The 22,094-nt window shown below is 65.6% G+C and carries 26 protein-coding genes; 22 read left to right on the top strand and 4 right to left on the bottom strand.

Going from position 1 to position 22,094, the window contains the following annotated elements; all coding sequences use genetic code 11:
• Positions 1-29 precede the first annotated feature (29 nt).
• The 7 genes from ACFPAH_RS09835 (at position 30) to ACFPAH_RS09865 (ending at position 6,222) form a co-directional block, all read left to right on the top strand.
• Positions 30-344 (top strand): non-heme iron oxygenase ferredoxin subunit, encoded by a 315-nt coding sequence (locus ACFPAH_RS09835; RefSeq protein ID WP_379744194.1) that lies wholly within the window; start codon positions 30-32, stop codon positions 342-344.
• A gap of 37 nt (positions 345-381) precedes the next feature.
• Positions 382-1,551 (top strand): ABC transporter substrate-binding protein, encoded by a 1,170-nt coding sequence (locus ACFPAH_RS09840; RefSeq protein ID WP_379744196.1) that lies wholly within the window; start codon positions 382-384, stop codon positions 1,549-1,551.
• A 21-nt stretch (positions 1,552-1,572) separates the two neighbouring features.
• A complete protein-coding gene (locus ACFPAH_RS09845; RefSeq protein ID WP_379744198.1) occupies positions 1,573-2,493 on the top strand; it encodes a branched-chain amino acid ABC transporter permease in 921 nt (306 codons plus the stop codon).
• Entirely contained in the window at positions 2,493-3,503 is a 1,011-nt protein-coding gene (locus tag ACFPAH_RS09850) for a branched-chain amino acid ABC transporter permease (RefSeq protein ID WP_379744200.1), read from the top strand. Before ACFPAH_RS09845 ends, ACFPAH_RS09850 begins: the two co-directional genes overlap by 1 nt.
• Positions 3,500-4,249, top strand: coding sequence for an ABC transporter ATP-binding protein (locus ACFPAH_RS09855; RefSeq protein ID WP_379744202.1), 750 nt, complete (start codon positions 3,500-3,502; stop codon positions 4,247-4,249). Before ACFPAH_RS09850 ends, ACFPAH_RS09855 begins: the two co-directional genes overlap by 4 nt.
• Positions 4,246-4,968: an ABC transporter ATP-binding protein gene (locus ACFPAH_RS09860; protein ID WP_379744204.1), complete on the top strand. Its 723-nt coding sequence runs from the start codon at positions 4,246-4,248 to the stop codon at positions 4,966-4,968. The genes ACFPAH_RS09855 and ACFPAH_RS09860 overlap by 4 nt, the downstream gene beginning before the upstream one ends.
• Positions 4,969-5,121: 153 nt before the next feature.
• Entirely contained in the window at positions 5,122-6,222 is a 1,101-nt protein-coding gene (locus ACFPAH_RS09865) for a porin (RefSeq protein ID WP_379744206.1), read from the top strand.
• 75 nt (positions 6,223-6,297) lie between these two features.
• Here ACFPAH_RS09865 and ACFPAH_RS09870 read toward each other — a convergent pair whose 3' ends face one another.
• A complete protein-coding gene (locus ACFPAH_RS09870; protein WP_379744208.1) occupies positions 6,298-6,546 on the bottom strand; it encodes a hypothetical protein in 249 nt (82 codons plus the stop codon).
• Positions 6,547-6,794: 248 nt separating this feature from the next.
• On the opposite strand from ACFPAH_RS09870, the gene dksA reads away from it, so the two are divergent.
• Positions 6,795-7,220 (top strand): RNA polymerase-binding protein DksA, encoded by a 426-nt coding sequence (dksA, locus tag ACFPAH_RS09875; protein ID WP_379744403.1) that lies wholly within the window; start codon positions 6,795-6,797, stop codon positions 7,218-7,220.
• Between the two features lie 71 nt (positions 7,221-7,291).
• Here dksA and ACFPAH_RS09880 read toward each other — a convergent pair whose 3' ends face one another.
• Positions 7,292-7,858, bottom strand: a complete 567-nt coding sequence (locus tag ACFPAH_RS09880; protein ID WP_379744210.1) for a gamma-glutamylcyclotransferase — start codon at positions 7,856-7,858, stop codon at positions 7,292-7,294.
• Positions 7,859-8,116: 258 nt separating this feature from the next.
• Here ACFPAH_RS09880 and ACFPAH_RS09885 point away from each other — a divergent pair, with 258 nt between their 5' ends.
• The gene (locus tag ACFPAH_RS09885) at positions 8,117-9,196 is read left to right on the top strand and encodes a S41 family peptidase (RefSeq protein ID WP_379744212.1); all 1,080 of its coding nucleotides are present in this window, start codon (positions 8,117-8,119) and stop codon (positions 9,194-9,196) included.
• A 137-nt stretch (positions 9,197-9,333) separates the two neighbouring features.
• On the opposite strand, the gene ACFPAH_RS09890 is transcribed toward ACFPAH_RS09885, so the two are convergent.
• Positions 9,334-10,257: a LysR family transcriptional regulator gene (locus ACFPAH_RS09890; RefSeq protein ID WP_379744214.1), complete on the bottom strand. Its 924-nt coding sequence runs from the start codon at positions 10,255-10,257 to the stop codon at positions 9,334-9,336.
• A gap of 96 nt (positions 10,258-10,353) precedes the next feature.
• Here ACFPAH_RS09890 and ACFPAH_RS09895 point away from each other — a divergent pair, with 96 nt between their 5' ends.
• Positions 10,354-11,379, top strand: coding sequence for a fumarylacetoacetate hydrolase family protein (locus tag ACFPAH_RS09895; RefSeq protein WP_379744216.1), 1,026 nt, complete (start codon positions 10,354-10,356; stop codon positions 11,377-11,379).
• Complete coding sequence (maiA, locus tag ACFPAH_RS09900; RefSeq protein WP_379744218.1) at positions 11,376-12,020, top strand: maleylacetoacetate isomerase; 645 nt, start codon at positions 11,376-11,378, stop codon at positions 12,018-12,020. Before ACFPAH_RS09895 ends, maiA begins: the two co-directional genes overlap by 4 nt.
• Before the next feature lie 108 nt (positions 12,021-12,128).
• On the opposite strand, the gene ACFPAH_RS09905 is transcribed toward maiA, so the two are convergent.
• Positions 12,129-12,560 carry a CBS domain-containing protein gene (locus ACFPAH_RS09905; protein ID WP_379744220.1) on the bottom strand — a complete coding sequence of 144 codons (432 nt, stop codon included), beginning with the start codon at positions 12,558-12,560 and terminating at the stop codon, positions 12,129-12,131.
• A 168-nt stretch (positions 12,561-12,728) separates the two neighbouring features.
• On the opposite strand from ACFPAH_RS09905, the gene ACFPAH_RS09910 reads away from it, so the two are divergent.
• The 11 genes from ACFPAH_RS09910 to ACFPAH_RS09960 all read left to right on the top strand — a co-directional run bounded on the left by ACFPAH_RS09910 (position 12,729) and on the right by ACFPAH_RS09960 (position 22,089).
• Positions 12,729-13,499, top strand: coding sequence for a uracil-DNA glycosylase (locus tag ACFPAH_RS09910; RefSeq protein WP_379744222.1), 771 nt, complete (start codon positions 12,729-12,731; stop codon positions 13,497-13,499).
• Between the two features lie 192 nt (positions 13,500-13,691).
• Positions 13,692-14,168, top strand: a complete 477-nt coding sequence (gene iscR / locus ACFPAH_RS09915) for a Fe-S cluster assembly transcriptional regulator IscR (RefSeq protein ID WP_379744224.1) — start codon at positions 13,692-13,694, stop codon at positions 14,166-14,168.
• A gap of 13 nt (positions 14,169-14,181) precedes the next feature.
• Positions 14,182-15,438, top strand: a complete 1,257-nt coding sequence (locus ACFPAH_RS09920) for an IscS subfamily cysteine desulfurase (RefSeq protein WP_379744226.1) — start codon at positions 14,182-14,184, stop codon at positions 15,436-15,438.
• A 24-nt stretch (positions 15,439-15,462) separates the two neighbouring features.
• Positions 15,463-15,849, top strand: coding sequence for a Fe-S cluster assembly scaffold IscU (iscU, locus tag ACFPAH_RS09925; RefSeq protein WP_379744228.1), 387 nt, complete (start codon positions 15,463-15,465; stop codon positions 15,847-15,849).
• A gap of 24 nt (positions 15,850-15,873) precedes the next feature.
• Positions 15,874-16,197 carry an iron-sulfur cluster assembly protein IscA gene (gene iscA, locus ACFPAH_RS09930; RefSeq protein WP_379744230.1) on the top strand — a complete coding sequence of 108 codons (324 nt, stop codon included), beginning with the start codon at positions 15,874-15,876 and terminating at the stop codon, positions 16,195-16,197.
• An 18-nt stretch (positions 16,198-16,215) separates the two neighbouring features.
• Positions 16,216-16,731, top strand: coding sequence for a Fe-S protein assembly co-chaperone HscB (gene hscB, locus ACFPAH_RS09935; protein WP_379744232.1), 516 nt, complete (start codon positions 16,216-16,218; stop codon positions 16,729-16,731).
• Positions 16,732-16,973: 242 nt separating this feature from the next.
• Complete coding sequence (gene hscA, locus ACFPAH_RS09940; protein ID WP_379744234.1) at positions 16,974-18,863, top strand: Fe-S protein assembly chaperone HscA; 1,890 nt, start codon at positions 16,974-16,976, stop codon at positions 18,861-18,863.
• Between the two features lie 169 nt (positions 18,864-19,032).
• On the top strand, positions 19,033-19,374 hold the full coding sequence (gene fdx, locus ACFPAH_RS09945) for an ISC system 2Fe-2S type ferredoxin (protein ID WP_379744236.1): 342 nt from the start codon (positions 19,033-19,035) through the stop codon (positions 19,372-19,374).
• A gap of 8 nt (positions 19,375-19,382) precedes the next feature.
• A complete protein-coding gene (locus ACFPAH_RS09950) occupies positions 19,383-20,294 on the top strand; it encodes a class I SAM-dependent methyltransferase (protein ID WP_379744238.1) in 912 nt (303 codons plus the stop codon).
• Between the two features lie 5 nt (positions 20,295-20,299).
• On the top strand, positions 20,300-21,331 hold the full coding sequence (gene ltaE / locus ACFPAH_RS09955; protein ID WP_379744240.1) for a low-specificity L-threonine aldolase: 1,032 nt from the start codon (positions 20,300-20,302) through the stop codon (positions 21,329-21,331).
• Entirely contained in the window at positions 21,331-22,089 is a 759-nt protein-coding gene (locus ACFPAH_RS09960) for an rRNA pseudouridine synthase (RefSeq protein WP_379744242.1), read from the top strand. The genes ltaE and ACFPAH_RS09960 overlap by 1 nt, the downstream gene beginning before the upstream one ends.
• Positions 22,090-22,094: the final 5 nt, after the last annotated feature.

Here is a 22,094-nt window from a genome sequence, read left to right on the forward strand (position 1 = left end):
TCCGAACCACTGATTTGAAAGGAAATACCATGGCTGAAAACTGGATCGACGTCGCCGCCCGCGACGAGGTGCCCGACGACGACGTGACCGCGGCGAATGCCGGCGGCCTCGAGCTGGCGCTGTACGCGGTGGAAGGGCAGGTGTATGCCACCGCCAACATCTGCACCCACGGCCACGCGCGCCTGTGCGACGGCTTCCTGGACGGTCACGAAATCGAATGCCCGCTGCACCAGGGCAAATTCGACATCCGCGACGGCCGCCCGACCTGCGACCCGGTGACCGAGCCTGTGCGCATCTTCCCCGTCAAGATCGAAAACAGCCGCGTGTTCGTCGATCTCGGCTGACCCCATACCCAACTAAGCCACAACAAAGGAGACAAGCATGACGAATAACTATAAACAACTCTGTGCAGCCCTGGCCCTCGCGGTGGCCGCTACCGGCGCCCAGGCGCAAGTCAAGATCGGCCTGTCGGCACCCCTGTCCGGCCCGGTGGCCGTGGTCGGCCAGGACCAGGTCGACGGCTTCATGCTGGCGCTGGAACAGTCCGGCGGCAAGCTCGGCGGCCAGGCGGTCAAGGTCCTCAAGGAAGACGACCAGCTCAAGCCGGAAGTGGGCAACCAGATCACCCGCAAGTTCATCGACAAGGAAAAGGTCCACGCCATCGTCGGCCTCGGCTTTTCGAACGTGCTGATGGCCAGCCTGAAGGTGCTCTCCGATTCGGGCACGCCGGCGATCGCCACCAATGCCGGGCCGTCGCCGATGGCCGGCGCGATGTGCGCGGCCAACGTGTTCTCGGTGGCCTGGCCGAACGACGGCGCGGCCGAAAGCATGGGCAAGTTCATGCAGGAGAAGGGCCACAAGCGGGTCTACCTGATGGCGCCGAACTACCAGGCAGGCAAGGACATGCTGGCCGGCTTCAAGCGCTACTTCAAGGGCGAGATCGTCGACGAGGTCTACACCCAGGTCGGCCAGTCCGACTACTCGGCCGAGATCGCGCAGCTGCAGGCGGCCGCGCCCGACGCCGTGTTCGCCTTCTATCCGGGCGGGATGGGCGTCAACTACGTGCGCCAGCTGAGCCAGGCCGGCCTGCTGTCGAAGATCCCGAACTACTCCGTCTTCACCGTCGACGGCACCACCATGCCGGCCCTGCGCAACGCCGCCACCGGCACCATCTCGGGCGCCATGTGGGACGCCGCGCTCGACACGCCGGAAAACAAGCAGTTCGTGGCCGCCTTCACGGCCAAGTACAAGCGCGTGCCGAGCGAGTACGCCGCGACCGGCTACGATGCGGCGCGCCTGCTCGACGTGGCGATCCGCAAGACCGGCGCCCAGTACGGCGACAAGAAGAAGCTGGCAGCCGCGGTCAAGGCGGCCGGCCAGGAATTCAAGTCGGTGCGCGGCCCGTTCCGCTTCAATAAGAACAACCTGCCGATCCAGAACTACTACGCGTTCCAGGTCACCGGCAGCGGCGCAAACCCGACCGTGAAAATGCTCGGCACGCCGCTGACGAACCACGGCGACGTCTACGTTTCGAAGTGCGCGCTGCCGTAAGGCGGGGCAGGGGAATTTAAGATGAGCTTGAGCCTCGTCCTGACGCAGATGCTGAACGGCCTCCAGTTCGGCGTCCTGCTGTTCCTGCTGGCCGCGGGCCTGACCCTGGTGTTCGGGATCATGAGCTTCGTGAACCTGGCGCACGGCTCGCTGTACATGCTGGGCGCCTATTTCGCCGCCACTGCCTGGCAGCGCACCGAGTCCTTCGGGCTGGCGGTGCTGGCGGCGGTGGCCGGCTGCACGCTGCTCGGGCTGCTGCTGGAACGGACCGCGATCTCGCGCCTGTACCGGCGCGACCACCTCGACCATGTGCTGGCGACCTTCGGCCTGGTGCTGTTCTTTAACGAGCTGACGCGCATCGTGTGGGGCCCGCAGCCTTACTTCCTGCCGCTGCCGTCCTTCCTCGAGGGCACGGTGGACCTGCTCGGCGTGAGCTATCCGGGCTACCGCTTCGCCATCATCGTGGTCGGCCTGGCCGTCGCGTTCGGCGCCCACCTGCTGATGCACCGCACCCGCCTCGGCATGCTGATCCGCGCCGGCGCCAGCAATCCGGCCATGGTGGCGGCGCTCGGCGTCGACATCAAGCTGCTGAACTCGATCCTGTTCGCCCTCGGCGCGGCCCTGGCCGGATTGGCCGGCGTGATGGCCGGGCCGATCATGTCGATCCAGACCGGGATGGGCGAGCCGGTGCTGATCACGGCGCTGGTCGTCATCGTCATCGGCGGCATCGGTTCGGTCAGCGGCGCCTTCTACGCCTCGCTGATCGTCGGCATCGCCGACACGCTGGGCCGGGCCTTCCTGCCGACCCTGCTGCGCGAAGTCGCCAGCCGCGACGTGGCGAATGCCGCCGGGCCGGCGCTGGCGTCGATGCTGATTTACTTGCTGATGGCCGTGGTGCTCGCAGTGCGCCCGCAAGGCCTGTTTCCCGCCGGGAGGACTTGATGTTGGATTTACTTCGCAAGCCCGGACACTTCGTGCCGGTGCTGCTGCTGGTGCTGCTCGCTAGCGTGCCCTTCGCGGCCCAGGCTTCCGGCGAGAGCTTCTGGATCGCCTTTTTTGCCCGCATCGTGATCTACGCGATCGCGGCGACGGCGCTCAACCTGGCGCTCGGCTTCGGCGGCCTGGTCAGCCTGGGGCACGCCCTGTTCCTCGGGATCGGCGCCTACAGCGTGGCCATTCCCTCGTTCTACGAGATCGGCAACGGCTGGGTACACCTGGCCATCTGCGTGGTGGTGTGCGCGCTGGTCGGTTTGCTAACGGGCGCGGTCAGCCTGCGCACCAAGGGCATCGGCTTCATCATGATCACCCTGGCTTTTGCGCAGATGGGCTACTTCGTGTTCGTCAGCCTGAAGCAGTACGGCGGCGACGACGGCACCCCGATCACCTACACCAGCGAGTTCTTCGGCGTGAACCTGGGCCAGGCCCAGCCCCTGTACTGGGTGGCGCTGGCGATCCTGTGCCTGCTGATCTGGTGGAGCGCGCGCCTGCGCGTGGCGCCCTTCGGCATGGTGCTGCGCGGCGCGCGCGAGAATGCGCGCCGGGTGAACGCGATCGGCTTCCAGAGCAGCCGCTACCAGCTGGCTGCCTACGTGATGTCGGCGGTGCTGTGCGGGATCGCCGGCATGCTGCTGGCGAACCTGACGGCTTTTGCTTCGCCGTCCACATTGAGCTGGATCGTCTCGGGCGACCTGATCGTGATGATCGTGCTCGGCGGCCTCGGCACCGTGTTCGGCCCCTTCCTGGGCGCGCTGGTGTTCCTCGGCGCCGAGGAAGTGCTCAAGTCGATCACCGAGTCCTGGCAGGCCGTGTTCGGACTCGCCATCTTCCTCATCGCGCTGTTGCGCACCCCCGGCATCGCGGGGCTGCTGGCGAAACTCGGGACGCGCAAGCCCGCTCCGGATCCGGCAGCGCCAATGACCGCGCCGTTAAGCACTTCCAAGGAGCACGCATGAGCATCCTGCGCACCGAAAACCTCGTCAAGCGCTTCGGCGGCATCCTGGTCACCGACCAGGTCTCGCTCGACCTCGCGCCCGGCGAGCTGCACGCCATCATCGGCCCGAACGGCGCCGGCAAGACCACCCTGATCAACCAGCTGTCGGGCGAGATGGCCTCGAACGAGGGCAAGGTGTGGTTCGACGGGGCCGACGTCACCGGCTTGCCGATCCACAGCCGGGCGCGCCGCGGCCTGCTGCGTTCCTACCAGATCACCTCGGTGTTCGATGCCTTCACGGTCCGCGAGAACGCGGCCCTGGCCGCGCTCGGCGCCCAGGAGCACGGCTGGGGCTTCCTCCAGCCGCTGCTCTCGCGCAGCAAGCCGGCCAAGGCGGCGGACGAAGCGCTCGAAGCCTGCGGCCTGGCCGCGCGCGCCGACGTGCCGGCCGCCGACCTGGCCTATGGCGAACGGCGCCAGCTCGAAATGGCGATGGCCCTGGCCGCCAAGCCCCGCTTCCTGCTGCTCGACGAGCCGATGGCCGGCATGAGCGTGCAGGAATCGGCGGCCGTGGTGGCCATGCTCAAGCGCCTGAAGGGGCGCTACTCGATCCTCCTCATCGAGCACGACATGGAAGCCGTGTTCGCGCTGGCCGACCGCATCACGGTGCTGGTCTACGGGAAGGTCATGTTTACCGGAACGCCCGACGAGATCCGAGAACATCCGGAAGTCAGGGCCGTGTATCTCGGCGAAGGAGACGATGAATGAGCGTGCTGCTCGACATGAAGGACGTGCATGCCTCGTACGGACAGGCGCAAGCCCTGTTCGGCATGGGCTTCGAGGTGAAGGAGGGCGAGGTCGTCACGCTCCTCGGGCGCAACGGCATGGGGCGCTCGACCACGATCAAATGCCTGTTCGGGATGCTCGCGCCGAGCGCGGGGACGATCCACTTTGCCGGCCAGGCGCTGGCGGGCATGCCCTCGCACGGCATCGCCCGGCTCGGCCTGGGGCTGGTGCCGGAGGGACGGCAAGTGTTCCCGGATCTCTCGGTCGAGGAAAACCTGATCGCGACCGCGCGCGCGCCGCGCCACGCCAATCCGGCCTTGCGGCCCTGGGACCTGGCGCGTGTCTACGCCTTTTTCCCGCGCCTGAAGGAAAGGCGCAACAACCACGGCTGGCAGCTCTCGGGCGGCGAGCAGCAGATGCTGGCGATCGGCCGCGCGCTGATGACCAATCCGCGCCTGCTGGTGCTCGACGAAGCGACCGAAGGCCTGGCCCCGATCATCCGCCAGGAGATCTGGACGGCGCTGGCGGCCCTGAAGCAGGAGGGCCTGTCGCAGATCGTGATCGACAAGAACGTCGGCGCCCTCATGAAGTTCGCCGACCGCCACTTTGTCATGGAAAAGGGCAGGGTGGTCTGGCAAGGCAGTTCGGAGCGCCTGCGCGCCGAGCCGGCCATTGTCCAGCAATACATGGGCGTCGCTTAGTATAAAGTTCAATAGATTAATAGATTGCAAGGACGGATTGCGACGCCGTGCCGGCTTTGACGAAGCCGGCGAAAGATGCGCCGGCGGATGCCGCCTTCCGCTCGCATGACTAGAGCAACAAGATCAACAAGATCAACAACTGGAGATATCCTCATGAAGAAGAACACCATCTGCGCCGCCATTGCTGTTTTGACCTGCCTTGCGGCGCAGCCGGTCCTGGCCCAGACTTCGGTCGCCGTCTACGGCGTCCTCGACAGCGGCGTGGTGCACACCAACCACGTCAACGCCGCCGGCGACTCGCAGACGAAAATCCCCGGCCTGACCGGCAGCGTGCCCTCGCGCATCGGCTTCCGGGGCACCGAGGACCTGGGCGGCGGCCTGCAAGCCCTGTTCGTGCTCGAAGGCGGGGTCAACGTCGACACCGGCACCAGCGGCCAGGGCAACCGCCTGTTCGGGCGCCAGGCCTTCGTCGGCCTCAAGGGCAACTTCGGCACCGTGACGGTCGGGCGCCAGACCAACATGACCTTCCATTCGATGCTCAAGACCGACGTCATGGGCCCGAACATCTTCAGTATCTCGAGCATCGACCTGTACATCCCGAACGCGCGCAGCGACAACGCGATCGGCTACATGGGCAACTTCGGCAACTTCACGGCCGGGGCCACCTACAGCTTCGGGCGCGACGCTTCGAATGCCGGCGGCCCGGCGGCGACCAACTGCGGCGGCGAGGTGCCGGGCAACTCGAAAGCCTGCCGCCAGGTGACGGCGCTGCTGGGTTACGACAACAAGACCTGGGGCGTGACGGCCTCGTATGACCAGATGCACGGCAACACCGGCGCCGCCGCCGGCCTGACCACGGCCGACAGCCGCGACCGCCGCACGACGCTGAACGCCTACGCGATGGCCGGCGCCACGAAAATCGGCGCCGGCATCATGGCGCGCCGCAAGGACGCGGCAACCCCGGCCTTCGACCTCGACTCGAACCTGGTCTACCTGGGCGCAAGCCATCCGGTGGCGCCGGCCCTGGTGCTCGACGCCCAGGTGGCGCGCCTTGACGTCAAGGACAGCGCCAACGATTCGACCTTGCTGGTGGCGCGCCTGACCTACAGCCTGTCCAAGCGCACCGCGCTCTACAGCTCGCTCGGCCACATGCGCAACAAGGGCGCGGCTGCCATCGCGCTCGACGTCGGCGGCACCGTCGGCGCCGGCATGAACCAGTCCGGCGTCTCGGTCGGCGTGCGCCACGCGTTCTAAGAACTGGCCCGCCTGAAAGAAAAGGCCCGATGCCGCGCACATGGCGGCATCGGGCCTTGTCGTTTGCGGTTTCGCTTACTGGCCGAGGCAGATGATCCTGGTCGCGTACTCGTGGGCGTTGCTTTTCTTCTTGCCGGCCCAGTCGATGACTTCCTGGGCCTGGGCGACGGTCATGACGGTCGCCTTTTCCTTGTTCCTGATGAAGGACACGCCTTCGAACTTGCCCTCCTTGCTGCGCATGACCTTGGCAAAGACGGGTGGCTTCTTGTCGCCGTCGGCGATCTTGTTTTGCTGGACGAGGTAACGCTGGTCGTTGTTTTCCATGGCAGGCTTCGAAAGTAAATAAAAGGCAGGCGCCATTGTACGGCGTCGCGCCGATCGGCGAGGCCAACGCTAAGGGAAAGGCGTAGGCGCAAGGCGGATGCGCTTTCCCGGCCGCCGGGCGATACTCCGCTGGCCAGCCGGGCCGGCTCCGGATTGCCGGCTCGCGCGACGGGCGATGTGTTCGCAGTTTTCGACAAGGAGGCGTGATGACTACCACCGCAAGATCGAGCATTCCAAGTATTCCGACCATGGCCGTACGAGGCGCCTGGGTGCCGACGGAAGAAGAGATCCTGGCGATGAGCAGCCGTGACTACATGAATGCGGCCCAGCGCGCCTTTTTCCGGCAGCGCCTGCACGAACTCGAACAGGAACTGCTGAAGAACGCTGGCGAAACCGAGGCGCTGCTGCGCGAAACCGTGGTCGTGCCCGACCCGGCCGACCGCGCCACGATCGAGGAGGTCCAGGCGCTGGAACTGCGCACGCGCGACCGCGAGCGCAAGCTGCTCAGGAAGATCCAGCAGTCCCTGCAAGCGATCGAGAACGAGGAGTACGGCTGGTGCGAAGAAACCGGGGACCCGATCGGCATCGAGCGCCTGCTGGCGCGCCCGACCGCCACCCTGTGCGTGGAGGCGCAGGAGCGGCTCGAACTGAGGCGCAAGCTGTACGGCCATTGAGCCGCGCGCGCTGAAGCGCGCAAGGAAGCAAGGGGGGATGCGCTGCATCCCCTTTTTCATTGGGCCGGGCTTCAGCCCGCCAGTTGCGCCAGGTGGCGTTCGATCTCGAACACGTGGGCGTCGGGCTTGCCCAGTTCGCGCAGGGCCCGGGCCAGCTCCAGCAGGTATTCGCTGTTCGGTCCGCTCGGGCCGCGCGCGCCGGCGATCTGGCGCGCGATGTCGAGTTCGCTCGCAGGGCCGAGGTAGGCCGCATTCTCGTGGGTGGCGATGTAGACCAGGCCCTCCACGCTGGCGCCGTCGTCGAAGGCGATCTCGGTCGCCAGGCGCAGGTAGCCGTTCTTTTCGCGGTGGTCGAGGTGGGCGAATTCCTCGGGCGTGACCAGGTAGGCCATCCCGTGGCAGAGCGCGCCTTCGTCCGGCACCAGGGTGACGACGCGGCCCGGCGCCGTCTCGGTGCCGCGGTGGTCGTGCGAGCCCTGCCAGAAGCGCCGGCTCCAGCCGCGGATGGCGGCCGGGCGGCGCTCGATGAAGGGGAAATCGGCCTTGAAGATCAGCGAGCCGTAGCCGAACAGCCAGACCCGGTGGTGGCCGTCGAATTTGTCCATGCGCTGGTTGATCGCCATGGTGTTGAGGGACATCTGTAAAACTCCGGCAAAAACAGGTGGGCCGATTCTAGCGCATCGCTGCCGGCGGCGTGATCGACAGAGCGCCGACCTGGCTACAGGCCGGACGGTAGAAGAATCCTGCAATCATTTTACTTCTGGTTGGTAATGATAATTGCTATCTGCCGGAAAATGTTGTGCTATTCTCATCCCGTTTCCTTGGCTTTTCGATGAGATAAGGGTTTCAGGCAGGCGCATCAAACATCCAAGCCGCATGCCACAGCAGGCAGATAAATGAAAAAGAGATCGATTGTCATACCGTGTTTGTTGGTGCTGATCGTGATCGGAGCATGTGCGATGTCCGGGTGGCAGGGCTTTTGGCAAAAAACGGGGGCGCATCCGGAAGCTGTGCTCGATCGCGCGATGCGGGTAAACACGATCGACACGCTGGTGGCGAAGCTGAATGCGCATTATGTCTTTCCCGACAAGGCCAAAAAAATGGAGGCGGTTCTGCGCCAGCGCCTGCAGGAGGGCAAATACGACGGGATCAGCAACGGCTATCGGCTGGCGCGACAGCTCACGGCCGACATCCATGGTGTCGTCAGGGACCGGCATCTGAAAGTGGGCTTCCATCCGAAGCTGGCCCTGCCCGCCGAGGCGGATGGGCCTGCGCCGGCGACGCAAGCGCAGTGGGAGCAGCGCACCAACTTCGTCACGCGCCTCATCATGCGCCGCACGGCGAGCCGTAGCGTCAAGAGGGTCGAGCGCCTGGGCCCCAACATCGGCTACCTGAAGATTTCCAGTTTCCCTGTGGCTTACCTGGTGGCCGGCAAGTACGCCGCAGCGATGGATGAACTTGCCGGCACCGACGGCCTCATCATGGACCTGCGCCAGAACGACGGCGGCGACCCGCAAGCGGTGGCCTTGTTGATCAGCTATTTCGTCGACCGGCGTACCCGCCTCAACGACATCTGGGATCGTGAGACCGGCAATACCGTCGAGCACTGGACGGATGACAAGCTCCACGGCAAACGCTATGGCGGCAAGAAGCCGGTCCTGATCCTGGCCGGCCCGCGCACGGCGTCCGCCGGTGAAGACTTCGCGTACACGATGCAGGCACTCAAGCGCGCCACCGTCATCGGCGAGCGGACCTGGGGCGGAGCCCACCCTGCGGCTCTTCATGGCATTGGCGGACATTTTTTTGCCACGATACCCGGCCAGCGCAGCATCAGTCCGATTACCGGTACCAACTGGGAAGGCGTCGGCGTCACGCCGGATATCGCAGCGACGCAGGACATGGCGCTTGCCGTGGCCATGAAGCTGATGCGCCGCCGCCTTCACGGAAGCGCCCCGCTGGTTGCCGCGGGACACTGACGCCGCGCCCATTTTTCGCGTCGCGCGACGGGAAATACCGCCATATTCTGGCTTCCACACGTACGGCTGTCAGTCATTCAATCCGGGTTCGCTCTCGCGTCTGGCGCATCCCTGCCGCGATCTTGCGTGCACCGGCCTTAGCCGCCCAGCGCCTCGCGCGCCAGGCCGCGCTTGGACTCGACATACGGGAACAGGAAGTCGATGAAACTCTCGGCCGCCGGCGACAGCGAGCGTCCGGCGCGGGTGTAGACGAAGAAGCGGCGGGTCAGCACCGGTTCCTCGAGCGGACGCATGCGCAGGCGGTAGAGCTGGGCCAGCGGCTGCGCGTAGGGCAGGCAGACGGTAATGCCGAGCCCGGCGCTGACCATGGCCAGCGCGGTCGTCATGAAGGTCACCTCGTTGGCCGGTTTCAGGGGCACGTCGCGCAACAGGGCGTGCATGTCGGCCAGCAGGCGCTCGGTAAATTGCCCCTGCAGGGCGATGAAGGGATAGCGCGCCACGTCCTGCCAGGTGACGCGCTCGGCCTGCTCTAGCGGGTGGCCTTCGGGAAATACCAGCGCGAAGGGCATCTCGAACAGCTCGCGCGCCTGCAGCTGCGGCATCGGGTCGCGTTCGGGGCCGATCCCGATGTCCGACTCGCCCGACAGCACGCGTGCAATCACGCTCTCGACCGCGCTGTCGGCTACCCGTACGTCGATCTCGGGATGCAGGGCGCGGTAGGCAGCCATTGCCTCGGGCACCAGGGTGCAGCACATCAGTTGCGGGGCGGCAATCCGAACAATGCCTTTTCGGAGCTGTGTATGGTCCGCGACGTTCGCCAGCGCACCGTCGAGGTCATCGATCATCTGGCTAAATAGCGGATACAGCTCGCGCCCGATCTCGGTCAGGGTGATGCGCCGGGTCGAGCGGTCGACGACGCGCGCTTCCAGCGTCTGCTCGAGTTCCTTGATCAGGCCCGACAAGGCGGACTGCGTGACGTGCATGGTCTGGGCAGCCAGGGTGAAGTTGCCGGTCTTGGCAAGCGCGACGAAGGCGCGCATCTGGCGCAAGGTAGGATTCATAAGCTAATCCGATAAATGAGCCTGAAAATATTGTTTGTATGATAGTCCGAATTGATCTTTAATGGCGGCAACCAATCAAAGACCAAGGAATACGCGATGAAACTCGCCTCACTCAAGACTGGCGGCCGCGACGGTACATTGGTCGTCGTCAGCCGCGACCTCGTGACCTGCCAGGCCGTGCCCAGGATTGCGCGCACGCTGCAGGCCGCGCTCGACGACTGGGACGCCGTCGCGCCGCAGCTCGAAGCCGTCTACCAGCGCCTGAATCTCGGCACCGCCGACAAGGCCGAATCCTTTATCGAGATGGAATGCCACTCGCCGCTGCCGCGCGCCTACCAGTGGTGCGACGGCTCGGCCTACATCAACCACGTCGAGCTGGTGCGCAAGGCGCGCAACGCCGAGGTGCCGGCCTCCTTCTATACCGACCCGCTGATGTACCAGGGCGGCTCGGACCGCTTCATCGGTCCCTGCGACCCGATCGCCGTGCTGAGCGAGGACTGGGGCGTCGACCTCGAAGCGGAAGTCGCGGTCGTCACCGGCGACGTGCCGATGGGCGCCAGCCTGGAACAGGCGGCGCAGGCGATCCGCCTCGTCATGCTGGTCAACGACGTCTCGCTGCGCAACCTGATCCCGAACGAGCTGGCCAAGGGCTTCGGCTTCTACCAGTCGAAGCCGGCCAGCGCCTTTTCGCCGGTGGCGGTCACGCCCGACGAGCTCGGCGCAGCATGGAAGGACAGCAAATTGTGCCGGCCCCTGCTCGTCACGCTCAACGACGAGCCTTTCGGCAAGCCGAACGCGGGCGAAGACATGACCTTCAGCTTCGCGCAGCTGGTCGCGCACGCGGCAACAACGCGCGAGCTGGGCGCCGGCAGCATCGTCGGTTCCGGCACGGTATCGAACAAGCAGGGCAGCCTGCATGGTTCCAGCATCGCCAACGGCGGCGTCGGCTATTGCTGCCTGGCCGAGCTGCGGATGTACGAAACGATCGAGCACGGCGCCCCGAAGACGCCGTTCCTGCGCTTTGGAGACAGTGTGCGCATCGAAATGCTCGATGACGAAGGCGCCAGCATCTTCGGCGCCATCGATCACGAAGTAGCGCATTACCACGGGAGGAAAGAATGAAGCTCTACACGTATTTCCGCAGCTCTGCCGCCTACCGCGTCCGGATCGCCCTGAACCTCAAGGGGCTGGCCTACGATGCGGTGCCCGTGCACCTGCTCAAGGACGGCGGCCAGCAGCGCCAGGAAGACTACCGCAAGATCAACCCGAGCGGCCTGGTGCCGGCTTTCCAGGACGACCGCATCACGCTGACCCAGTCGGCGGCGATCATCGAATACCTCGACGAGCGTTTCCCGGCCGTGCCGCTGATGCCGCAGGACGTGGCCGGCCGCGCCCGCGTGCGCGAACTGGCCCAGATCATCGCCTGCGACATCCACCCGCTGAACAACCTGCGCGTGCTGCGCCACCTGGTGCACGAGCTCAAGCTGAGCGAAGAAGCGAAGACCGAGTGGATCCGCCACTGGATCCGCGAAGGCATGGCCTCGCTCGAGGCGCACCTGGCGCGCGACCCGGCCGCCGGCCCCTTCTGCCACGGCCCCGCGCCGACCATGGCCGACTGCTTCCTGGTGCCGCAGGTGTTCAACGCCAAGCGCTTCGACATCGACGTCGATGCCTACCCGAACATCGCGCGCATCAACGCGCTGTGCGTGGACATGCCGGCCTTCGCGGCCGCGCATCCGTCGAAGCAGCCCGACGCGGAGTAAGGGAATCCGGCGCTAGACAGGACGAATTCATGTAAAACGGGCAGGCTTTGGCCTGCCCGTTTGCGTTTGGGTGCGTATCAGGCACGGATCCGGGTGGCGGTGCGTGCCTTATCGATCCGGCTCCGACGGCGTCGAGATCTCGTCGAGCGTCCGATCGACGTCGGCCGAGTGCTTGGTCGCCACGTCGCCCAGCGAGACGATGCCGACGATCTTGCCGGAATCCTCGTCGAGCACGGGAATGCGGCGCACCTGTACGCCGGCCATCTGGCTGAGCACGTCGTCGACGCTCTGGCGCGTGGTGCAGGTGCGCACGTCGGTGCTCATCACATCGCCGACCCGGGTCGCGCCCGGGGCCTGGCCGGCGGCGGTCGAGCGCACCGTGATGTCGCGGTCGGTGATCATGCCGACCAGCTTGTCGGCTTCGAGCACGGGGATGGCGCCCACGTTCAGTTCGTCCATCAACTGCGCCGCGCGCTGCACCGTTTCCTGCGGCGAAACGGTTTGCACGTCGCGGGTCATCACATCCTGGATCGTTTGCATTGCTGGTCTCCTCGTCAGTGGTTGGCGGACGGTGCATACATCCCGTCCGCAGGGATGGCTCATCATGCGCCGTTTTGCCGATCGGGCTCGCCAGCTTGAAAGGCGACAATCTTGCTCCGGCCAGGGCCGGGCGCAGGTACAATCCGCTTCTTTTTTGCCATGTCCGCCATGACCAGTCCGACCATTCCCCCCGTCATCCTCGACATGCTGGCCCTTGCCGATCCGTCCTGGCGGCCGCACCTGGTGCGCGGCCTGGAGGCGGTGGCGCGCGCCAATCCCGGCTACCTGCCGGCGCTGGCCCTTGATGACTACCTGCCGACCGAAGGCCGTCTGTTCGCCGCCTTTGCCCAGCCGCTCGACAAGGTGCGCTATGTGCTGGTAGGGGAGGGACCGTATCCGCGTGCCGCGAGCGCGACCGGGGTTTGCTTCATGGACGGCGCGGTGGGCGAACTGTGGAGCGAAGCCGGGCTGTCCAAGCCGGTCAACCGCGCGACCTCGCTGCGCAACTTCATGAAAATGCTGCTGGTGGCCGACGGGCAGTTGCAGCCGGGCGCGACCGGCGGGGCGGCGCTGGCGCCGGTGGCGCTTGCCGCGCGCGGCAACGGGTCCATCCAGCGCCTGTCGCAGTTGCAGGACAATCTCGTCGCCGAAGGCTTCCTGCTGCTCAATGCCGCCCTGGTGTTTCGCAAGCACGTGGCGCCGGCGGTCGATGCGCGCGCCTGGCTGCCCTTCCTGCAGACGGTGCTGGCGGTGCTGGCCGAACGCGATCCGCCGCCGACGCTGGTGTTGTGGGGAAAGATTGCCGAGCAGTTGAGGAGTTTGCCGGAGACGGCGCGCTTTCCCCAGGCCGCCGCCGAGCATCCCTACAACCTCTCCTTCATCGGGCACGCGGGGATGCAGGCCTTGTTCGGGCCGATGGGTTTGCTACGGGCGAGGTGAGGGGCGGATTTGCCCCGGAGACCGGGCGAAAACGCCGCGCCGGACCCCTTCGGCGTTTTTGGGGCCTCCAAGACAAGCCCCCCGGAATTTGCTATACTTGACTAAATCGTTCAACTAATCCGGTTTTTATCCCGCCTCGGCGGCGGTGTGATTAGTGAACAAGAGCAATATTCTAACATTACCGGGGTTGTGATGCGTCTGACCACCAAAGGCCGTTTTGCTGTTACTGCGATGATCGATCTTGCCCTGCGCCAGGGCAATGGTCCCGTCACGCTGTCGGGCATCAGCCAGCGCCAGGCCATTTCGCTGTCCTACCTGGAGCAGCTGTTCGGCAAGCTGCGCCGCCATGCGATCGTCGACTCGATCCGCGGCCCTGGCGGCGGCTACAGCCTGGCCCGGCCGGCGCACAAGGTGACGGTGGCCGACATCATCATTGCCGTCGACGAGCCGCTCGATGCGACCCAGTGCGGCGGCAAGGAAAATTGCCACGGGTCCGATGCCGCCAGCGGCATCCGCTGCATGACGCACGACCTGTGGACCACGCTCAACGCCAAGATGGTCGATTACCTGGACTCGGTTTCCCTGCAAGACCTGGTCGACCAGCAAAAGCACAAAGAACAGAACGTCGTGGTGGTGCACCGCAGCGCCGCCGCCAAAATTGAAGCATGACTGGAGTGAACTGATGAACGCGCCTTTGGACAAAAAAATCGAGCAGAGCTTCGTGACTGCACCCCATTTCCCGGTCTACATGGACTATTCGGCGACCACGCCGATCGATCCGCGTGTCGCCGACAAGATGATTCCCTTCCTGCGCGAGCAGTTCGGCAATCCGGCCTCGCGCAGCCACATGTACGGCTGGTCGGCCGAGGCGGCCGTGGAAGAGGCGCGCGGCCACGTCGCGGCCCTGGTCGGCGCCGATCCGCGCGAAATCATCTGGACCTCCGGCGCCACCGAATCGAACAACCTGGCCATCAAGGGCGCGGCCCAGTTCTACAAGACCAAGGGCAAGCACATCATCACGGTCAAGACCGAGCACAAGGCCGTGCTCGACACCGTGCGCGAGCTGGAGCGCGTCGGTTTCGAGGCGACCTACCTCGAGCCGCAAGATAACGGCCTGATCACGGTCGAGCAGCTGGAAGCGGCCATCCGCCCGGACACGATCCTGGTGTCGGTCATGCTGGTGAATAACGAAATCGGCGTGATCCAGCCGATCGACGCCATCGGCGAACTGTGCCGCGCGAAAGGCATCATCTTCCACTGCGACGCCGCCCAGGCGACCGGCAAGGTCCATATCGACCTGAGCAAGACCAAGTGCGACCTGATGACCTTCACCGCGCACAAGACCTACGGTCCGAAGGGCATCGGCGCCCTGTACGTGCGCCGCAAGCCGCGCGTGCGCCTGGAAGCGCAGATGCACGGCGGCGGCCACGAGCGCGGCCTGCGTTCGGGCACGCTGCCGACCCACCAGATCGCCGGCATGGGCGAAGCCTTCCGCATCGCCAAGGAAGAGATGGATACCGAAGTCGTGCGCATCAAGGCGCTGCGCGACCGCCTGGCCAAGGGCCTGCTGGAGATCGAAGAGGTCTACATCAACGGCGACATGGAGCACCGCGTGCCGCACAACCTGAACGTCTCGTTCAACTATGTCGAAGGCGAGTCGCTGATCATGGCGATCAAGGACATCGCCGTCTCGTCCGGTTCGGCCTGCACCTCGGCCAGCCTGGAACCGTCCTACGTGCTGCGCGCCCTGGGCCGCAGCGACGAGCTGGCGCACAGCTCGATCCGCTTCACCATCGGCCGCTTCACGACCGAGGAAGACATCGACTTCACGATCGAACTCTTGAAGTCGAAGGTCGGCAAACTGCGCGAACTGTCGCCGCTGTGGGACATGTTCAAGGAAGGGATCGACCTGAACTCGATCCAATGGGCAGCCCACTAATTCAAGCATTCTAGGAGCATCAAAATGGCATATTCGGACAAAGTACTCGACCACTACGAAAACCCGCGCAACGTCGGCGCCTTTGAAAAGGGCGACGAATCGGTCGGCACGGGCATGGTCGGCGCCCCGGCCTGCGGCGACGTGATGAAGCTGCAGATCAAGGTGAACGAGCAGGGCCTGATCGAAGACGCGAAGTTCAAGACCTATGGCTGCGGTTCGGCCATCGCCTCGAGCTCGCTGGTGACCGAATGGGTCAAGGGCAAGACCCTGGACCAGGCGCTGTCGATCAAGAACACCCAGATCGCCGAAGAACTGGCGCTGCCGCCGGTGAAGATCCACTGCTCGATCCTGGCCGAAGACGCGATCAAGGCGGCCGTGGCCGACTACAAGACCAAGCACGCAACTGCGTAAGATAAACCCGAGCTGGAGGAACGAATGGCAGTCACACTGACCGAAAAAGCGGCGAAGCACATCAACCGCTACATCGAGCGTCGCGGCAAGGGCCTCGGTTTGCGTTTCGGCGTGCGCACCACCGGCTGCTCCGGCCTGGCCTACAAGCTGGAGTACGTCGACGAGGCGGCGGCCGAGGACAATGTCTTCGAGTCGCATGGCGTGAAGGTCTTCGTCGACCCGAAAAGCCTGCCTTACATCGACGGCACCGAACTCGATTTCGCCCGCGAGGGACTGAACGAAGGCTTCCGCTTCAACAACCCGAACGTCAAGGACAATTGCGGTTGCGGCGAGAGCTTCCGGATCTGATCGCTCATTAAGCTACTCATGCAGAATCACTTCGAGCTGTTCGGGCTGCCGGCCCGTTTCGACGTCGACATGGCCGCGCTGGACGCGGCCTATCGCGAGGTCCAGGGCCGGGTCCACCCGGACCGCTTCGTCAACGCCAGCGACGCCGAAAAGCGCGTCGCCATGCAGTGGGCCACGCGCGCCAACGAGGCCTACCAGACCCTGAAAAACCCGCAGAAGCGCGCGCACTACCTGTGCGAGCTGAACGGCGTCGACCTGCAGACGGAATCGAACACGGCCATGCCGATGGCCTTCCTGATGCAGCAGATGGAGTGGCGCGAGGAACTGGGCGATGCGCGCGCGGCCAAGGATGCCGGCGCGCTCGATGCCCTCGATGCGCAAGTGCGCGGCGAACGCAAGACGATGCTGGCGCAGGTCGGCAAGCAGCTCGACGCCGGGGAGTTCCAGAAGGCGGCCGAGGGCGTGCGCGCGCTGATGTTCCTCGATAAGTTCGGGGACGAAGTGCAGTACGCGTTCGAGGCGATCGAGGGGTAGAACAGCGGCACGGTATTCCGAAGGGACGTAGGGTGGACGGCTATGCCGTCCACGCGTTCAATCAGCCCATGAATATTCGGGATGCATGGGATTGCCCAGGCTGTGACATGCGCCAGGCGCGAACGATTCGATGGGCGGACGTGCGTTGAACGCGTGGACGGCAAAGCCGTCCACCCTACAGTTCAAGCGCACAAGCGGTCGGCTCCAGCGGCACCACAGAACAACAACCAGGTAACACGAACATGGCACTTTTGCAGATTTCCGAACCCGGCATGTCGACCGCACCGCACCAGCACCGGCTGGCGGTGGGCATCGACCTGGGCACCACCAATTCGCTCGTCGCCACCGTGCGCAGCGGGATTCCCGAAGTGCTCAGCGACGAGGACGGCCGCGCGCTGCTGCCATCGGTCGTGCGTTATCTGCCGAACGGCAATGCCAACATCGGCTACAAGGCGCAAGCCCACCGCACCACCGACCCCAAGAACACCATCGTCTCGGTCAAGCGCTTCATGGGCCGCGGCCTGAAGGACATCGCGCACGCCGAGAACCTGCCATACGATTTTGTCGACGCCCCCGGCATGGTGCAGATCAACACCGTCGCCGGCGTGAAAAGCCCGGTCGAGACCTCGGCCCAGATCCTGGCGACCCTGCGCCAGCTGGCCGAGGATTCGCTCGGCGACGAGCTGGTCGGCGCGGTGATCACGGTCCCGGCGTATTTCGACGACGCCCAGCGCCAGGCCACCAAGGACGCGGCCCAGCTGGCCGGCCTGAACGTGCTGCGCCTGCTCTCGGAGCCGACCGCGGCCGCCATCGCCTATGGCCTCGACCATGCGTCGGAAGGCGTGTACGCCGTGTATGACCTCGGCGGCGGCACCTTCGACATCTCGATCCTGAAGCTTTCGAAGGGCGTGTTCGAAGTGCTCTCCACCGGCGGCGATTCGGCGCTGGGCGGCGACGACTTCGACCATCGCCTGTTCTGCTGGATCCGCGAGCAGGCCAAGCTGGCGCCGCTGTCCGAGGAAGATACCGCGACCCTGATGGTCAAGGCGCGCCAGGCCAAGGAATTGCTGTCGGTCGACGACGAAACGACGGTCGAAGCCATCCTCAGGTCCGGCGAAATCGTGCAGGTGAAAATCACCGCCGCCACCTTTGCCGAGATCACCAAGCACCTGGTGGCGAAAACCATGAACGCGATCCGCAAGGCCATGCGCGACGCCAACGTGACGGTCGAAGACGTCGACGGCGTCGTGATGGTCGGCGGCGCCACGCGCATGCCGGTCGTGCGCCGCGCCGTCACCGAGTTCTTCCACACGATCCCGCACGCGAACATCGATCCGGACAAGGTAGTGGCGCTGGGCGCCGCCATCCAGGCCAACCTGCTGGCCGGTAACCGCGCCTCGGGCGACGACTGGCTGCTGCTGGACGTGACCCCGCTCTCGCTGGGCATCGAGACCATGGGCGGCCTGGTCGAGAAGATCATCCCGCGGAACTCGACGATCCCGTGCGCTAGAGCCCAGGAATTCACCACCTTCAAGGACGGCCAGACGGCCCTTGCCGTGCACGTGGTCCAGGGCGAGCGCGAGCTGGTGTCCGATTGCCGCTCGCTGGCGCGTTTCGAATTGCGCGGCATCCCGCCGATGGCGGCCGGTGCGGCGCGCATCCGCGTGACCTACCAGGTCGATGCCGACGGGCTGCTGTCGGTCTCGGCGCGCGAGACGCGCTCCGGCGTGGAAGCCTCGATCACGGTCAAGCCGTCCTACGGCCTGGGCGACGACGAGGTGGCGCGCATGCTGCAGGATTCCTACAGCTCGGCCGAGGTCGACATGCAGATGCGCGCGCTGCGCGAAGAGCAGGTCGAGGCCGAGCGCATCCTGCTGGCGACGCAATCGGCGCTCGACACCGACCGCGACCTGCTCGGCGCCGACGAGCAGGAAGCGCTGGCGGCGCTGGTGCAGGGCGTGGCCGCAGCGATCGCGGCCTCGAACGATGCGAACGTCGAGCCGGGCGCGCGCCAGAACGCGCTGCACGCCGCGGTCCAGGCGCTCGCGCACGGCACCGAAGACTTTGCCGCGCGGCGCATGGACAAGAGCGTGCGCAGCGCGCTGGCCGGGAAGTCGCTGGACGAGGTGTAACAGAGCTTGGCGAAGGACGTAGGGTGGACGGCTTCGCCGTCCACGCGTTCAACCGCCGCCCGAATGAGCGCGGCATCATGAGCACCGCGACGAATCAAACGAACGTTGAACGCGTGGACGGCAAGCCGTCCACCCTACGGTTCAGAGAATAAATTGAAGAGGTAATAACGTGCCACAAATCGTCATCCTGCCCCATCCGACCTACTGCCCGGACGGCGCCGTCCTCGAAGCTCCGGCCGGCAAATCCGTCTGCGATGTCATGTTAGAGAACGACATCGAGATCGAACACGCCTGCGACCGCGTCTGCGCCTGCACCACCTGCCACGTGATCGTGCGCGAAGGCTTCGACTCGCTGAACGAACTCGAGGAAAAAGAAGAAGACATGCTGGACAAGGCCTGGGGCCTGGAGCCGAACTCGCGCCTGTCCTGCCAGGCGATCGTGGCCGAGGAAGACCTGGTGGTCGAGATCCCGAAGTACACGATCAACCACGCCGCCGAAAAGAACCACTGATCCACGATATGAAGCGCGCCGAGAACACGAAAAAGCCGGTCACGACGCCCGAGCTCCCGCCGGAAGTGCGTCCCGGGCAATCGATCGAGCTGCTCAAGGAGCTGCACATCCTCACGCGCGACGGCAAGCTCAACCAGGACAGCCGCCGCAAGCTGAAACAGGTCTACCACCTGTATAACTTCATCGAGCCGCTGCTGGGTGACGTACGCGCGGAAAAGAACGGCGTGTCCCTGGTCGACCACGGGGCAGGCAAGTCCTACCTCGGCTTCATCCTGTACGACCTGTTCTTCAAGCAGCTCGACGACGCCTCCCACATCTACGGCATCGAGACGCGCGAGGAACTGGTCAGCAAATCGACCGAGCTGGCGGCCCGCCTGGGCTTTGCCAACATGTCCTTCCTGCCGCTGTCGGTGGCCGAGTCGACCACGTCGAGCAAACTGCCGCAAACCATCGACATCGTCACCGCGCTGCACGCCTGTAACACGGCCACCGACGACGCCATCGACTTCGCCCTCAAGAAGAAGGCGAAACACATGGTGCTGGTGCCGTGCTGCCAGGCCGAGGTGGCCTCTTTCCTGCGCAAGAACAAGGGCAAGGATCTCGGCAAGAGCGCGCTCACCGAGATCTGGCGCCACCCGATCCACACCCGCGAATTCGGCAGCCAGGTCACGAACGTGCTGCGCTGCCTGCAGCTGGAAGCCCACGGCTACCAGGTGACGGTGACGGAACTGGTCGGCTGGGAGCATTCGATGAAGAACGAGCTGATCGTCGCGACCTACAAGAACCTGCCGCGCCGCCGTCCGAGCGAGCGGCTGCAGGAAGTGCTGTCCACGCTGGGACTGGAAGAGATGGGCCAGCGTTTCTACACTTCGCAGACGGAAAACGCGGCGCAAGCCGAAGCCCTTTCAACCGACAATTGAACACCATGAGCGACACCCAACACTGGATCGACCTGCGCAGCGACACCGTCACGCAACCGTCGCAGGCGATGCGCGCCGCGATGGCGGCCGCCGAGGTCGGCGATGACGTCTACGGCGACGACCCGGCCGTGAACCGCCTGCAGGACTTCGCGGCCGACCTGTTCGGTTACGAGGCCGGCATGTTCGCGCCGAGCGGCACCCAAACCAACCTGATCGCCCTGATGACCCACTGCGGCCGCGGCGACGAATACCTGGTCGCCCAGGAAGCGCACACCTACAAATACGAAGGCGGCGGCGCCGCGGTGCTCGGCTCGATCCAGCCGCAGCCGATCGCCAACCAGCCGGACGGCAGCATTGCACTGGCGGACATCGAGGGCTATATCAAGCCCGACGACATGCACTTCGCCCGCACCCGGCTGCTGGCGCTGGAAAACACGATCGGCGGCCGCGTGCTGGGCCAGGACTACGTCCAGGCCGCGACCACGCTGGCGCACGCCAGGGGCCTCGCCACCCACCTCGACGGCGCGCGCGTGTGCAACGCGGCCGTCAAGCAGGGCATCAGCCTGCGCGAGGTGGTGAAGGGCTTCGATACCGTCTCGGTCTGCCTCTCGAAAGGGCTGGGCGCGCCGGTCGGCTCCGTGCTGCTGGGCCCCAGGGCCTTCATCGAGCAGGGCAAGCGCTGGCGCAAGATGCTGGGTGGCGGCATGCGCCAGGCCGGCGTCATCGCGGCGGCCGCGCAGCACGCGCTGCAGCACAACGTCCAGCGCCTGGCCGAGGACCACGACAATGCCTTCGTACTGGCGCGCGGCCTCGGCGAGATCGAGCAGTTGAACGTCACGGCGCCACAGACCAACATCTTCTGGCTGGACATGCCGGCGGCAGCCTGCGAGCCGCTGCGCGCCGCGCTGGCGCAGCAGGGCATCCGCGCCACGGTCGGCCCGCGCATGCGCCTGGTGACCCACCTGGACATCTCGCGTGCCGACATCGACAAGGTCGTTGCCGCCTTCAAGACCTTCTTCCTGGATTGGCGCGCCTGATGAGTAGCCAAGGAAATGAGGGAGCAAATACGGAAGGCATCCGCCTCGCCAAGCGTGTGGCCGAATTCGCGGCGTGCTCGCGGGCGGAAGCGGAACGGTACATCGCCAATGGCGGCGTCAGCGTCGACGGCGCCGTGGTCGAAGACCCGGCCACCCGCGTGCTGCCGTCGCAAACGGTGGCCTTGCTGCCGGGCGCCAGCATGGAAGAGGCGCCGCCGGTGACGATCCTGCTGAACAAACCGTCCGGCATGAATGCCGGCGTCGGCGCACGCGGCGCCAGCGCCATCGACTGCCTGAGCCAGGAGACCCTGGTGGCCGGCCTGCATGGCGCGCCGCGCTTTTTGAAACGCCACCTGGCGCGCCTGACCTTGACCACGCCGATCGAGACCGATGCCAGCGGCCTGGTGATCTACACCCAGGACTTCCGCGTCGCGCGCAAGCTGCTCGACGACGGCGAGCGCGTCGAGCACGAATACGTGGTCGATGTCGCCGGCGCGATCCAGGAAGGCGGCCTGGCGCTGCTGAACCACGGCCTGACCTTCAGCGGCAAGCCGATCAACCCGATGAAGGTCAGCTGGCAGAGCGAAGGCCGGCTGCGCTTCGCCGCCAAGGGCGTGCGGCCCGGCCAGATCGAGCACATGTGCGCGGCGGTCGGGCTGCAGGTGACGGACATCAAGCGCCTGCGCGTGGGGCGGATCTCGATGGGCGCGCTGCCGGAAGGGCAGTGGCGTTACCTGGCGGAGTACGAGCGGTTCTGATTTTC

The organism is Massilia sp. GCM10023247, from assembly GCF_042653325.1.
Classification (GTDB): domain Bacteria; phylum Pseudomonadota; class Gammaproteobacteria; order Burkholderiales; family Burkholderiaceae_D; genus Telluria.

Coding starts and splice junctions, on each gene's coding strand:
- ACFPAH_RS09850 (WP_379744200.1), top strand. CDS start 2,493: ATGTTGGATTTACTTCGCAAGCCCGGACACTTCGTGCCGGTGCTGCTG.
- ACFPAH_RS09845 (WP_379744198.1), top strand. CDS start 1,573: ATGAGCTTGAGCCTCGTCCTGACGCAGATGCTGAACGGCCTCCAGTTC.
- ACFPAH_RS09885 (WP_379744212.1), top strand. CDS start 8,117: ATGAAAAAGAGATCGATTGTCATACCGTGTTTGTTGGTGCTGATCGTG.
- iscR (WP_379744224.1), top strand. CDS start 13,692: ATGCGTCTGACCACCAAAGGCCGTTTTGCTGTTACTGCGATGATCGAT.
- ACFPAH_RS09870 (WP_379744208.1), bottom strand. CDS start 6,546: ATGGAAAACAACGACCAGCGTTACCTCGTCCAGCAAAACAAGATCGCC.
- ACFPAH_RS09860 (WP_379744204.1), top strand. CDS start 4,246: ATGAGCGTGCTGCTCGACATGAAGGACGTGCATGCCTCGTACGGACAG.
- ACFPAH_RS09855 (WP_379744202.1), top strand. CDS start 3,500: ATGAGCATCCTGCGCACCGAAAACCTCGTCAAGCGCTTCGGCGGCATC.
- ACFPAH_RS09920 (WP_379744226.1), top strand. CDS start 14,182: ATGAACGCGCCTTTGGACAAAAAAATCGAGCAGAGCTTCGTGACTGCA.
- iscA (WP_379744230.1), top strand. CDS start 15,874: ATGGCAGTCACACTGACCGAAAAAGCGGCGAAGCACATCAACCGCTAC.
- ACFPAH_RS09910 (WP_379744222.1), top strand. CDS start 12,729: ATGACCAGTCCGACCATTCCCCCCGTCATCCTCGACATGCTGGCCCTT.
- ltaE (WP_379744240.1), top strand. CDS start 20,300: ATGAGCGACACCCAACACTGGATCGACCTGCGCAGCGACACCGTCACG.
- hscA (WP_379744234.1), top strand. CDS start 16,974: ATGGCACTTTTGCAGATTTCCGAACCCGGCATGTCGACCGCACCGCAC.
- ACFPAH_RS09865 (WP_379744206.1), top strand. CDS start 5,122: ATGAAGAAGAACACCATCTGCGCCGCCATTGCTGTTTTGACCTGCCTT.
- ACFPAH_RS09960 (WP_379744242.1), top strand. CDS start 21,331: ATGAGTAGCCAAGGAAATGAGGGAGCAAATACGGAAGGCATCCGCCTC.
- iscU (WP_379744228.1), top strand. CDS start 15,463: ATGGCATATTCGGACAAAGTACTCGACCACTACGAAAACCCGCGCAAC.
- ACFPAH_RS09895 (WP_379744216.1), top strand. CDS start 10,354: ATGAAACTCGCCTCACTCAAGACTGGCGGCCGCGACGGTACATTGGTC.
- dksA (WP_379744403.1), top strand. CDS start 6,795: ATGGCCGTACGAGGCGCCTGGGTGCCGACGGAAGAAGAGATCCTGGCG.
- ACFPAH_RS09880 (WP_379744210.1), bottom strand. CDS start 7,858: ATGTCCCTCAACACCATGGCGATCAACCAGCGCATGGACAAATTCGAC.
- ACFPAH_RS09890 (WP_379744214.1), bottom strand. CDS start 10,257: ATGAATCCTACCTTGCGCCAGATGCGCGCCTTCGTCGCGCTTGCCAAG.
- ACFPAH_RS09835 (WP_379744194.1), top strand. CDS start 30: ATGGCTGAAAACTGGATCGACGTCGCCGCCCGCGACGAGGTGCCCGAC.
- hscB (WP_379744232.1), top strand. CDS start 16,216: ATGCAGAATCACTTCGAGCTGTTCGGGCTGCCGGCCCGTTTCGACGTC.
- ACFPAH_RS09950 (WP_379744238.1), top strand. CDS start 19,383: ATGAAGCGCGCCGAGAACACGAAAAAGCCGGTCACGACGCCCGAGCTC.
- maiA (WP_379744218.1), top strand. CDS start 11,376: ATGAAGCTCTACACGTATTTCCGCAGCTCTGCCGCCTACCGCGTCCGG.
- ACFPAH_RS09840 (WP_379744196.1), top strand. CDS start 382: ATGACGAATAACTATAAACAACTCTGTGCAGCCCTGGCCCTCGCGGTG.
- ACFPAH_RS09905 (WP_379744220.1), bottom strand. CDS start 12,560: ATGCAAACGATCCAGGATGTGATGACCCGCGACGTGCAAACCGTTTCG.